The following is a 12,752-nucleotide window of genomic DNA, read 5'->3' as shown; positions in this document are numbered from 1 at the left end:
ACTGAGAACCTCCTTCTAAGAAACCCTTTTCATTTATTAATATAATATATTAACGAAAAAATGTCAACCACTTTCAAAAAAATATGTTAAAATAATATTAACAAGAGATATCGAAAAAAGAGGTGAAGTACATGGCAATCCCAAAATACCAACACATCAAAGATGATTTGAAGCAACAAATTATCTCAGGTAAATTTGAAAATGGAGATAAATTTTACACAGAAGCCGAGTTGATTAAGATTTATAATGTTAGCTCGATTACTGTTGTTCGTGCTTTGAACGATTTGGCTAGTGATGGATACATCGTCCGCCAACAAGGAAAAGGAACCTTTGTTTCGCGCGCTAGAAAACACAAGCTGGTTGAGTTTTCAGACGTTGAAACCTTCCCTATCCAAAAAGCGACCGTAAAAGTTCTCTCTATCAAGCGTGGCAACGCACTGAACATCTTGGATAAACTAGGACTTGCTCCAACTCAATTCTATTATAAGATTGATCGGACCCGTCATATTGGTGAAGATACTTATATCTACCACCAGACTTATGTCCCAGAGCAATATATTAACCCAAATTATCCGAGCTTAGATTACTATAGTTCGATTTATGATCGCTTTAAAGAAGATTATCATATCCATATGAATGATGAACACTTTGAAGAAATCAATGATATTGTATTTCCAACACCAAGCAAAATCGCTTCTGTGTTGAATATCGATGAAAACTTCCCAACTGTTCGTCAAGTGAAGACGACAAAATTGGAAGCGACCGGTCAAATTCTCGAATATAGCGAAACCTATAAACGCGGCGACTACTATAAAATCAAATTTATCTCTTGTGATCGTGATCATTGATCATTCAAAGTCTGGGGTTTGGCCTCAGACTTTTATGATACAAATTATAGCATGAAAAAATAGTTCCTAAAACATGTAAAACGAATAATCTATAATTAGTGATAGACTTCCTATAAATAGTTTAATCAGTCAAAATTTATTATGATAAATTCCGTGTCTAGAGCACCTAATATCGGCAAAGAAAAAGAGAGTGGGACAGAAATCGGTAATTCGTTAGAATTCGATTTCGTCGTCCCACCTCCGCACAGTTGAGTAGGGCTGTAAAAGCTGATGAAATCAGCGTAGTAGAGCCCACTCAACCACTGCGTCTTGCTCGACAATCCAAAAACAATTAAGAGGCTAGGACTTTTGTCCCAGCCTCTTTTTTTATCAAATTTATGAGGGGCTTAGTCACCTAAACCGATGCGTTCGAAGATTTCATCCACCCGTTTAGTGTAGTAAGTTGGGTTGAAGATTTCATCGATTTCTTCTTGAGTAAGACGTGATGTCACTTCTGGATCTGCTTCAAGAAGTGGTTTGAAATCTACTTGGTTATCCCATGATTGAGCTGTCTTTGGTTGAACAAGGTCGTAAGCTTGCTCACGTGTCATACCTTTTTCAATCAAAGTCAACATCGCACGTTGGCTGAAGATCAAACCAAATGTAGAGTTCATGTTGCGGATCATGTTTTCAGGGAAGACTGTCAAGTTCTTAACGATGTTTCCGAAACGGTTGAGCATGTAGTCGATCAAGATGGTTGTATCTGGTGCGATGATCCGCTCAGCTGATGAGTGAGAGATATCGCGTTCGTGCCAAAGGGCTACGTTTTCATAAGCTGTGACCATGTGACCACGGATCACACGTGCAAGACCTGTCATGTTTTCAGAACCGATTGGATTGCGTTTGTGAGGCATTGCTGAAGATCCTTTTTGACCTTTGGCAAAGAACTCTTCTACTTCACGTTGTTCAGATTTTTGAAGACCACGGATTTCAGTCGCCATACGCTCGATCGATGTTGCGATGCTAGCGAGAACTGCAAAGTACTCAGCGTGAAGGTCACGAGGAAGGACCTGTGTCGAGATTTCTTGAGCACGGATACCAAGCTTATCACAGACGTATTTTTCAACGAATGGTGGGATGTTGGCAAAGTTACCAACCGCACCCGAAATCTTACCAGCTTCCACACCAGCAGCCGCATGCTCGAAACGTTCGATGTTCCGTTTCATTTCGCTGTACCAAGTTGCCAATTTCAAACCAAAAGTTGTCGGCTCAGCGTGCACCCCGTGGGTACGACCCATCATGATAGTGAACTTGTGTTCTTTCGCTTTGTCAGCGATGATGTTAAGGAAGTTTTCAAGATCCTTACGGATGATATCGTTGGCTTGTTTGTAGAGGTAACCATAGGCCGTATCCACCACGTCGGTAGAAGTCAACCCATAGTGGACCCACTTGCGCTCTTCACCAAGCGTTTCAGAAACCGCACGTGTGAAGGCAACCACATCGTGGCGAGTCTCCTGCTCGATTTCCAAAATACGGTCGATGTCAAAGTCTGCTTTTTCACGAATCAAAGCCACATCTTCCTTAGGGATTTCTCCCAATTCAGCCCAAGCTTCGTCAGCCAAGATTTCCACCTCAAGCCAAGCACGGTATTTATTTTCTTCAGTCCAAATATTCGCCATTTCTGGGCGACTATATCTATCAATCATGTTTAATTTTCCTTTCTTTTGATGTTTCACTTATGTGGGGCGGACGTCAGCAGCTTCCTCCGGAATCTCATGACTAAATCTTGAGCCTCTAGTCTCAAGATTTCCGTCGCTTACGCTTTCCCCACGGCGTGAAACATCCGTTTAACGAACAAAAGTCGTTTTATTAAAATTCTTCTTTCCCAATCCACACTGATGGATAATGATCCAGTGTATTCAAATCCGTATCTAACGGTAGATCATAGATGGCTAAATAGTTTTCAGGATATTGTGTAACTAGCTCTTCATACTTAGCTTTCACTTTTTCATGATCACTACTAGCATACAAGACTTCGACGACTGCTCCAGTCTTATCTTTTTCAACAAATGCGTTGACGATGAGTTGAATCATAAAACCTCCTAAATCGAAATTCCCTTCATATTTGCTTCCAGAATAGGCATCTTCACACCTAACTCCTGACCAGTCTGATAGACACTTTGACAACAATAGAAGATATCCTGTTTATCATTGTGTAAGGTCATAATTTTTCGAGTCAGCTCATTTTTCGCAAACATGATTTTCATGGCTTTTCCGGCTATCCAAGCAGGGATTTTGTATGGCAAGAGCTCGGCTTTATAAAGCTTCAAATTCACGCCACGCGCTTCTACAACTTTCAAAGCCTCTCGAATGGCCTTGATGGCTAATGATAATTCCGAAGAACTATTCATCAAGTTCAAAGCCAATTCTTCTGGATTTTCCAGATTTCCCGAACGTGCGGCTGTCGAAGTAACACCTGCGTTAATCGCCATGTGAATCCAAATCCACTCGACCATATCATGAGGCACTTCCCACTTCAAATCTGCAGAAGTCAGTAAAGTTGTCAGATCAGCATAGTTAGAAATCTGTGCTTTTTGCTCACCTTCTAGCATTAAATGGTCGAACAAGACACCATCCAAATGGTCCTCCTGCATGTGACCTCCAGCTGTTGGAAAAGCTAAAATATAGTCATAATCTCCTGCCCACTCTTGGACCTCTTTTCGAGTATCCCAAAAATTACAGAAGAAAACAAGGGTGCCTTTGATATTATTTTTTAGCAAGGTCTCCACAGCCTCTTTGACAAGCCCATGACGCACACTCAGAAAAATAAAATCATATTCCGAATCAGCTTCTGCCACACGAACCTCATAGGTATCGTGTTTGTTCTCACCCTTGGAATGATAGCGACCATCTAGTAGATCAACCGACAATTCCTTCGGAGCAGTGCTTTTCTTACTATCTCTCAGTACGTGCTCTACTTGATGGCCTGCTTTTTGAAAGGCGTAGGCATAAGTGGTCCCGATGACTCCAAGTCCTAGAATCGCTATTTTCACTTAAAAATCAATTCCTTTCCAGCAGTAGTTGTCTGGCTTCTCTTGTCGATTTTTCACCTGCGACAAGCCTAGTCAACCTTGCAGGGGTAAGACGACGGACCTTATTGCTGGGGTCCTGTCTTACTCCCCAAACTCCTCAACCTTATCTGGTTCAATACTAAACAAAGTCACATGTCCCATTTTGCGGTTGTGCTTTGCTTCTAGTTTACCATATAAGTGGAGGTGTGCGCTTGGATTTTTTGTCACATATGTTTCAGCAGCCTCGACGTGTTGGCCGAGAACGTTGAGCATGACAGCTGGGGCATGCAGGTGGATTGCTGGAAGTGGTACTCCCAGAACACCCAAGATATGCGTGTCGAATTGCGAGAAGTCGCAAGCTTCAATCGAGTAGTGCCCTGAATTGTGGGGTCGTGGGGCGATTTCGTTGACAATAATGTCATCAGCGGTCGCAAACATTTCCACGCAAAGCGTTCCAGATAAGTTAAGTTGTTCTGCAATTCGCACTGCCATGGTTTTTGCTTTTTCTGCTAACTTATCAGAAATGCGAGCAGGCACAATCGTTTTAGAAAGAATGTTGTTACGGTGAATATTTTCCTGCACTGGGAAAACTGTCACGTCCTTGCCATTTCCAGACACGATAATGGAGATTTCAAGGTCGAAGTTGACAAATTCTTCCAAGACACATTCTGCTGAATCAGCTAGCGCATAGGCTTCTTCCAAGTCTGCTTCTGAACGAATAACCTTTTGTCCATGACCATCGTAGCCACCAGTCGCTGTCTTGAGGACATAGTTTTTAGGCAGTTCGATATCTGCCAAGTCTTTGCTAGAAGTTACGACCTTATATGGTGCTACAGTGACTTGGGCCTTATTTGCGAGAAAGTCCTTCTCAAAAATGCGATTTTGGGAGATGCGAAGTAGATCTGTTCCTTGAGGGAGCTGTCCATCCTTGATGACAGCATCCAGACCGTCAGCATCTACATTCTCAAATTCATAGGTCAGAACATCGCAACGCTCCGCCAACTGACGGAGGGCGTCCACATCGTTATAAGGTGCCACGATGATTTCCGCCACACGGGAGGCTGGGCAATCCGCCGCAGGATCCAGCGCGATAACCTTGTGCCCCATGTAGATAGCAGAAATGGCCATCATCTGACCCAGCTGACCACCACCGATAATTCCGATTGTTTTAGATGAGCTCATTTGTCGACTCCTCTGCGATTTTTCCTTGTTCTTCTGCAAAATCCGCCAAGGCTGTCGCGATATCCTGGTCCTCTACTGAAAGAAGGCGGAGGGCAAAGAGGGCCGCGTTAGTCGCTCCAGCTTCACCGATCGCCATAGTTGCGACAGGTACCCCACCTGGCATCTGAACGATGGAATAAAGTGAATCCACACCGCTAAGGGCACGTGATTTGACGGGTACCCCAATAACTGGAAGGGTGGTCTTGGCAGCAACCATCCCTGGCAAGTGAGCTGCGCCACCTGCACCCGCGATGATGACCTTGATGCCACGGCTACGTGCTTCTTCCGCATGTTTGAACATGAGGTCCGGTGTACGGTGTGCGGAAACAACTTTCTTTTCGTAAGCGACGTCGAAGTTATCGAGGACTTCAGCAGCTTTTTGCATGGTTGCCCAGTCGGATTTTGAGCCCATGATGATGGAAATTACTGGTTTAGTCATAATTTTTCCTTTTTCTTTTTTTGATAATGTTCTTAGGTGGTGGGGACGGAAGCAAACCTTCGGTTTCATTCCTAAACTTTGAGCCTAAGGTCTCAAAGTTTCCCCCGACCAGAACAGGATCTGTTCTGGTCTTTTCACCACGGCGACCATCATCGTGTTTGGCGACTTCGTCGCCTAATATAGCATTGATATTCGAAAACTCGAAGAAAATCATAGAGTGACAAGGCAAAGCGACGAAGATAGAACTAAAGTTCATCAAGGAGATTTAACACAGTCAATCGAAGATTTTCAAAGAGTTTTATTTATTCGCCTTGCTACCGATATCCTTACGGTAGAACAGGCCTTTTGTGTTTTGTTTGTTGAGTTCGTTGTAGATAATGTTTTGGCTGTCTTTGACGGTGTCTGCTGTGGTAACCAGCATGTAGACGCGTCCGCCGTTTGAGAGAAGCTCTTGTCCATTTTCAGCGAATTCGGCACCGGCATAGTAAGTGATGATATCACCATCTGTCTTGGCTGGAAGCTTGACACCCTTCTCATAAGCGAGTGGGTAGCCGTTGGATGCTACAACCACGCCCAGTGTCACCCCCTTGTCCGTCCAAGTGATGGCCGGCTCTTTGCCATCCAAAATGTCAGTGATGTTTTGTGCAAAGTCAGATGTCAAACGAGGCAAGATAATTTGCGTTTCAGGATCACCAAAACGAGCGTTGAACTCGATAACTTTCGGTCCATCAGCTGTCAAGATAAGCCCCGCGTAAAGGACACCAAGATACGGACGCCCTTCTTTGATCATGCCTTCAAGAACTGGCTTGACAATGGTGTCAATCGCTGTGTCAACCACGCTTTGTGGCAAGTGAGGAACTGGTGCATAGGCCCCCATCCCACCAGTGTTAGGACCCTTGTCGCCATCATAAGCACGTTTGTGGTCCTGAGCCGTTGGCATAATGTAGAACTTGTCCCCATTGACAAAGGCAAAGAGAGAGAACTCTTCTCCATCAAGGAATTCCTCGATGACCACACGCGCACCTGAATCACCGAATTTATTGTCCAACAGCATCTCGTGAGTCGCTTCAACGGCTTGCTCAACTGTCTCCGCAACGACGACACCTTTCCCAAGGGCCAAACCGTCTGCCTTGACGACGATTGGAGCGCCTTTTTCTTCGATGTAGGCCTTGGCTTCCTCGAAATCTGAAAAGGTCCCATAGGCTGCTGTCGGAACGTCGTATTTGACCATGATTTCCTTGGCAAAATCCTTAGACCACTCCAGCTCAGCCGCAGCCTTAGTCGGACCAAAGGCTTTGAGTCCAGCTGCATTGAAGTCATCCACGATTCCAGCCGCAAGGGCATCATCTGGACCGATAAAGGTCCAAGCAATCTCATTGACTTTTGCGAAGTCAATCAGCTTAGAATGTTCGGAAATTCCGATATTGATCAAATCAAGACCGTCCAATCGCATCCCGTCATTACCAGGAGCCACAAAAACCTGCTCAACGTTTGTAGACTCCAACAACTTCTTGGCAATCGCATGCTCACGACCGCCAGATCCAACAACCAAAAGTTTCATCTCGAACCTCTTTTGCGAATTATTTTATTAAATTATATCATAATCGTTCGTTTTATTCTAATATTTCAAGGAATATCCGATGATTTTCATTAGAAAACAAACTTTTTTCATTATTTTTTAAATTTCTGCTCCTTTTTACGAATATTATAATTGAGACCTCTAATATTTTTTAAAAAGGAGTTTTATGCAGAGAATAAAGAAACTACTCTTAGCAGCTTGTCTTTTCTGGGCAGGGGCTTCACAAGTTGCAAGAGCAGAGCAAAACGTCAATTATATCTACAAGGAAAAAGGACAATTAGTTGTCCACCTCGGGACCGTTCCAGACCGCTTCCAAAGCGTTAGCGTCCCCATTTGGTCCGAGCAAAATGGCCAGGACGACCTCATTTGGTATCCTGTTCAACGAGGTGAAAATGGATTTGATTTGCAAGTGCCTCTGACCAATCATTTGGATCAAGCAGGACTTTATCACATCCATGTCTACGGGATCCATTCTAACGGAAATATTGAAGGACTGTTTCCTCTACAGACAATCGTTGAAAAAAAAGACCTGGCTTCTTCCCAACCCAAGATTACAGTCCGACCTAGCACTACACAGCTATTTGAGATCCAACTCCAGCTTTTTGAAGATGTGGAGGAGGTCTTCTTTCCCATCTGGTCTGAACAAGATGGCCAAGACGACTTGATCTGGTATCCCGCAAAAAAGACGGCACCTGGTCGCTACCAATTATCCTTCAATGCCGAGAAACATACAGGGAAAGGAACCTTTCATCTCCACGTCTACCAAAAAGACAAGGGGCACTTAAAAGGTTTACTTGCCACTGAATTTCAGGTCGAGCGGGCTAAACCTGCTCCAATGGTCACCCAATCGGATAATTACTATCCCGTCGGCGAATGTACCTGGGCGGCAAAAGAACTAGCTCCTTGGTCACAAAACTGGTGGGGAAACGGTGGCATGTGGGCAGCTAGTGCACGCGCTGCGGGCTTCCGGACAGGAAATACCCCAGAGGTCGGCGCTATCGCCTGTTGGGATAATGGAGGCTATGGCCACGTTGCAGTCGTGACGGAGGTCGAACATGATCAAAAGATCCAAGTGAAGGAAGCTAATTACAATGGAAATCGGACCATCAACAATTTCCGTGGCTGGTTTGACCCCACGAATGTTGTCTGGGGAACGGTCAGCTATATCTATCCAAATTAAGGAATTCCTAACCAGTAGAAAGGGAGTGGGAAAGAACTCCGACTATTTAAAAGGAGTTCGTCTTCCCACCCCCGCACAGTTGATTAAGTTATCTTTGGAGCTTAAAAAGCGAAAAAGATACCAATCAACCACTGCGTCTTGCAGCTATTCCTATCAAACATCAAAGGCTGGACATTTTTTGCCCAGCCTTTTTAGATTAATGTCTGAAGTGACGAACACCTGTAAAGATCATGGTTAAGCCATATTTGTCAGCAGCCTCGATCGACTCTTGGTCACGGACGGAACCACCTGGTTGGATGATCGCTTTGATACCTGCTTTGGCGATTTCTTCCACGTTATCTGCAAATGGGAAGAAGGCATCTGAAGCAAGGACAGCACCGTCAAGGCGGTCTTTAGCTTGGTCAATAGCGATGCGGACAGATGCCACACGATTGGTTTGACCAGGGCCAACACCAAGTGTCATGTGGTCGTTGGTCACGATGATCCCATTTGATTTGACGTACTTGATAGCCTTCCAAGCAAACTCAAGAGCTGTCGCTTCTGTCTCCGTTGGTTGGCGTTTGGTCACTACTTGCCAGTCAGCTGGACTTTCTTTGACAACGTCTTGATTTTGAACGAGGAGACCACCAACAACACCAGTGTATTCTGCTTCCACTTCGCTAGCATCTTGAGCATCAAACGGCAACGCAAGAATCCGCAAGTTTTTCTTCTTAGTTGTCAAGATTTCAAGCGCTTCATCTGTGTAGCTTGGTGCAATGATGATTTCAAGGAAGACTCCATGCATTTTTTGAGCCGTCGTAGCGTCTACCTCACGGTTGAGAACGACGATTCCACCGAAGATGGATACTGGGTCAGACTCATAAGCGTAGTCCCAAGCAGTTTCAATATCATCAGCTTGACCAATCCCACATGGGTTCATATGTTTCAAAGCCACAACGGTTGGACGGTCTTTGAAATCACGGATGATCCGAATCGCAGCATCCGCATCGCGGATATTATTGAAGGACAATTCTTTCCCGTTGAGCTGTTTCGCGGATGCAATCGAATAATCCGTTGGCAAGGCCTTTTGGTAGAAGTCTGCGTCTTGTTGAGGGTTTTCCCCGTAACGCATGGCTTGCTTGAGATCATAAGTCAAAGTAAGTTTTTCAGGTTTTTCTTCACCCACTTGAGCAGTGAAGTATTCTGCGATCAAAGCATCATAGGCTGCTGTGTGGCGGAATACTTTTGCTGCCAAACGTTGGCGAGTTTCATAAGAGGTTTCGCCATTTGCTGCCAATTCGTCAAGCACAACAGCATAGTCAGTAGGGTCTACCACGACTGTGACGCTAGCGTGGTTCTTCGCTGCTGAACGAAGCATGGATGGACCACCGATATCGATGTTTTCAACTGCATCAGCGTAAGTCACGTCTGGTTTGAGGATGGTTTCCTTAAATGGGTAAAGGTTGACCACCACAAGGTCGATCAACTCAATCTTGTTGTCCTTAGCAGCCTCTAGGTGGCTATCGAGGTCACGACGAGCGAGGAGACCGCCATGGATATTTGGGTGGAGAGTCTTGACACGACCATCCATCATTTCTGGGAAACCAGTCACATCATCGATAGCAATGGTATTAACACCAGCATTATCAAGGGCAACTTTAGTACCACCAGTTGAGATGATGTCCCAACCAAGTTTCTTGAGTTCTTGGGCAAATTCAACAATGCCCGCTTTATCTGAAACACTAATTAGTGCGCGTTTAGTCATTCTATTCCTCTTTCTTTAGATCCAACCGCATAGCGACTTCGTTATTTTCTTCTATAAATCCTGTTTCCTGAAAACCCAAACTAGTCAGCAGGTACTTCATTTTTTCATTTCCAACCACATAATCTGCGATAATATGATTGCAATCTCTATCCATCTGAGCCTCTTTGATCAGAACTTCCAAGGCTTTTCGTCCATAACCTTTTCCTTGGTACTGCTGGCCAATCATTATCCGCCAGATAAAGTATTCTGCCTCATCCTTATCTATTTCCAACAGTAGAAAACCAACTACTAGCTCATTCCAATAGATTGCCATGGGAAACACATCCCCATTCTCTCGGTAGAACCATGCGTCAGCTAAAGAACGCACATTGGGAGCTACAAAACGCGCTCGTTCATCAGCATCAGATATTTTCAAATCCAGCACTGCCTGAAAACTGCTCTCATCTACTAATTTCAGATTAATCATTTTTCTCCTTTTGAATAAATAGGATTTTGAGGTGATTAAAGACTAATCTAACTCATATAAAAGGTAGTTATCAAAATTTATGATTCCTTTGAGGTAATCTCGGTCTGCTTTAGACAACTCAAATTCTGGAAAGGTCGCAATTAAACTGGACAAATAAAAATAATTCGGGTGCCGACGATAAGAAAAACCTGCTTGACCGAATTTTCCTTGACAAAAATCATAGGCAAGTTTTAATTCTTGACTTGTGACACCGTCTAAAATTTTATCTAACACTGAAAGCTGACTTTTATCAGTATTTTCTATCATAGCTTTCACTGTATTTACTAAAACAAAAAGAAAATCATTAGTATTATCCAGTAGGATTGGTCTGTTAGATAACTTATTCTTTAACTCCATATAGTATTGGTCCATAATCATTTCTTCCTCTCCACTCCCAAACTATCCAAGACTTCCGGATAGAGCTTGTACTCTGTTTCGTGGATGCGCGTTTCGAAAGTAGCAAGGGTATCCCCTTCAAGGCGTGGTACACGGACTTGTTTGATGACCTTACCGGTATCAACACCAGAGTCCACCCAGTGAATGGTCACACCGCTCTCAGCTACACCTGCATTCCAAGCATCCTCAATACCATGAGCACCTGGAAATTCCGGAAGATAGGCTGGGTGAATATTGATAATTCGACCTTCATAAGCTGCTAGTAAGGTTGGGCCAACGATTTTCATGTAGCCTGCGAGGCAAACCAAGTCAATCTGATGTTTATCCAAAAGTTCGACAATGGCTCCTTCATAGTCTGCCTTGTTCTCAAACTCTTTGAGTTCAAAGGCATAGGTTAATACCCCTAGCTTTTCGGCACGTTCTATGACATAGGCATCCCGGTGATCTGAAAAAACAAATTCTACTGGAAATTGTTCCGCGATCACCTGGAAGTTTGAACCATTTCCGGAAGCAAAAACAGCAATTTTTTTAGCCATTATTTTATCACCACATTTGCATCTGTCTTCTTGACAATCCGACCAATTTCATAAACAGGTTCGTCAAGAAGTTCTTTGACACGTTCCACATTTTCTAGTTTGACCGCAAGCATGAGACCAATACCCATGTTGAAGATTTCAAACATTTCTTCATGTTTGATTTGGCCATATTTTTCAAGGGCTTTGAAAATCGGAAGAACTGGCACTTTGCTTTCATCAATTTCAGCAGCCAAGTCATCTGAGAACATACGTGGTACATTTTCGATGAAACCACCACCTGTGATATGGGCGATTCCGTTGACCAATTCTTCTTTGATGAGCGGTATAACAGCCTTAACGTAGATACGAGTTGCTTCAAGAAGAACGTCTTTAAGTTTCTTGCCTTCTAACTCAGGTAATACTTCTTCACCTGTGTAATCCGCAAAGACACGACGCACGAGTGAGTAACCATTTGAATGGATACCACTTGATGCAAGGCCAAGAATCACATCCCCCTCAGCTACTTTTGAACCGTCGATAATTTGAGATTTTTCTGCAACACCGACAGCAAACCCAGCCAAGTCATAGTCGTCTTCGCCATACATACCAGGCATTTCAGCAGTTTCCCCACCGATGAGGGCTGCTCCAGCCTGCACACACCCTTCAGCTACACCAGCAACGACTTGTTCCAATTTAGCTGGTTCATTTTTACCAGTTGCGACGTAGTCCAAGAAGTAGAGGGGCTCTGCACCTGCAGCGATGATATCGTTGACACACATAGCCACACAGTCCTGACCGATTGTATCGTGCTTATCGTACTTGATGGCCAGCATGATCTTAGTTCCGACACCGTCCGTACCTGAGATCAAAACAGGCTCTTTGACACCTGTTTTTGAAAGGTCAAACATGCCACCGAAACCACCAAGAGCTCCCATAACACCCGCACGTTCCGTACGTGCCACGTGTTTTTTGATCCGTTCAACAACTTCATAACCCGCTTCAACATCTACACCAGACTGCGCGTAAGCATTTTTGTTTGTCATTTGTTCATTCCTTTTCTTTTTTTGAGAAAGATTGCGACGTATTTTTAGATAAACCATCTTTTTATCTAAAAATACTAGTCAGGTCTCTAGCTTTGATCCCATAGGACAAAGCGTCTACTGACAAATGCTTTAGCTTTTAGTCAGTAGTGAGACGTGGAGCGTATGCATTCTTATTTGTCATTTGTTTATTCCTTTTTCTCTTCCTAGAGTCTACTGTGATTGATCAGATTCA

General features: G+C 43.9%; 13 protein-coding genes. 2 read left to right on the top strand and 11 right to left on the bottom strand.

Going from position 1 to position 12,752, the window contains the following annotated elements:
* The first annotated feature begins 131 nt into the window (after positions 1 to 131).
* A complete protein-coding gene (locus AC3E6G_RS08890) occupies positions 132 to 848 on the top strand; it encodes a GntR family transcriptional regulator (RefSeq protein ID WP_006595289.1) in 717 nt (238 codons plus the stop codon).
* Positions 849 to 1,234: 386 nt separating this feature from the next.
* Here AC3E6G_RS08890 and purB read toward each other — a convergent pair whose 3' ends face one another.
* From purB to purD, 6 genes are all read right to left on the bottom strand, one after another.
* Positions 1,235 to 2,533, bottom strand: coding sequence for an adenylosuccinate lyase (purB, locus tag AC3E6G_RS08885; RefSeq protein ID WP_048789411.1), 1,299 nt, complete (start codon positions 2,531 to 2,533; stop codon positions 1,235 to 1,237).
* 163 nt (positions 2,534 to 2,696) lie between these two features.
* On the bottom strand, positions 2,697 to 2,921 hold the full coding sequence (locus AC3E6G_RS08880) for a hypothetical protein (protein WP_048687864.1): 225 nt from the start codon (positions 2,919 to 2,921) through the stop codon (positions 2,697 to 2,699).
* Between the two features lie 8 nt (positions 2,922 to 2,929).
* Positions 2,930 to 3,880: a ketopantoate reductase family protein gene (locus AC3E6G_RS08875; RefSeq protein ID WP_048789410.1), complete on the bottom strand. Its 951-nt coding sequence runs from the start codon at positions 3,878 to 3,880 to the stop codon at positions 2,930 to 2,932.
* 120 nt (positions 3,881 to 4,000) lie between these two features.
* On the bottom strand, positions 4,001 to 5,080 hold the full coding sequence (gene purK, locus AC3E6G_RS08870; RefSeq protein ID WP_490700842.1) for a 5-(carboxyamino)imidazole ribonucleotide synthase: 1,080 nt from the start codon (positions 5,078 to 5,080) through the stop codon (positions 4,001 to 4,003).
* A complete protein-coding gene (gene purE, locus AC3E6G_RS08865; RefSeq protein WP_314837068.1) occupies positions 5,067 to 5,558 on the bottom strand; it encodes a 5-(carboxyamino)imidazole ribonucleotide mutase in 492 nt (163 codons plus the stop codon). The genes purK and purE overlap by 14 nt, the downstream gene beginning before the upstream one ends.
* A gap of 298 nt (positions 5,559 to 5,856) precedes the next feature.
* Entirely contained in the window at positions 5,857 to 7,119 is a 1,263-nt protein-coding gene (purD, locus tag AC3E6G_RS08860) for a phosphoribosylamine--glycine ligase (RefSeq protein ID WP_490700841.1), read from the bottom strand.
* A gap of 184 nt (positions 7,120 to 7,303) precedes the next feature.
* On the opposite strand from purD, the gene AC3E6G_RS08855 reads away from it, so the two are divergent.
* Positions 7,304 to 8,317: a GBS Bsp-like repeat-containing protein gene (locus AC3E6G_RS08855; protein WP_414280434.1), complete on the top strand. Its 1,014-nt coding sequence runs from the start codon at positions 7,304 to 7,306 to the stop codon at positions 8,315 to 8,317.
* A gap of 196 nt (positions 8,318 to 8,513) precedes the next feature.
* Here the strand turns inward: AC3E6G_RS08855 and purH are convergent, their stop codons facing one another.
* Genes purH through purM form a run of 5 tightly spaced genes read right to left on the bottom strand, consistent with a single transcriptional unit; the run spans position 8,514 to position 12,520 of the window.
* On the bottom strand, positions 8,514 to 10,061 hold the full coding sequence (gene purH / locus AC3E6G_RS08850) for a bifunctional phosphoribosylaminoimidazolecarboxamide formyltransferase/IMP cyclohydrolase (RefSeq protein ID WP_048789405.1): 1,548 nt from the start codon (positions 10,059 to 10,061) through the stop codon (positions 8,514 to 8,516).
* A gap of 1 nt (position 10,062) precedes the next feature.
* Entirely contained in the window at positions 10,063 to 10,527 is a 465-nt protein-coding gene (locus tag AC3E6G_RS08845) for a GNAT family N-acetyltransferase (protein ID WP_490700840.1), read from the bottom strand.
* Positions 10,528 to 10,569: 42 nt separating this feature from the next.
* Complete coding sequence (locus tag AC3E6G_RS08840; protein ID WP_490700839.1) at positions 10,570 to 10,938, bottom strand: hypothetical protein; 369 nt, start codon at positions 10,936 to 10,938, stop codon at positions 10,570 to 10,572.
* Between the two features lie 2 nt (positions 10,939 to 10,940).
* Complete coding sequence (purN, locus tag AC3E6G_RS08835; protein ID WP_048789402.1) at positions 10,941 to 11,498, bottom strand: phosphoribosylglycinamide formyltransferase; 558 nt, start codon at positions 11,496 to 11,498, stop codon at positions 10,941 to 10,943.
* Positions 11,498 to 12,520, bottom strand: a complete 1,023-nt coding sequence (gene purM / locus AC3E6G_RS08830; protein ID WP_490700838.1) for a phosphoribosylformylglycinamidine cyclo-ligase — start codon at positions 12,518 to 12,520, stop codon at positions 11,498 to 11,500. The genes purN and purM overlap by 1 nt, the downstream gene beginning before the upstream one ends.
* Positions 12,521 to 12,752: the final 232 nt, after the last annotated feature.

This window comes from Streptococcus sp. SCPM-O-B-23252 (M501) (assembly GCF_058200355.1).
The sequence above is the reverse complement of the archived record's forward strand: the minus strand, read 5'-3'. Positions and strand labels throughout refer to the sequence as shown.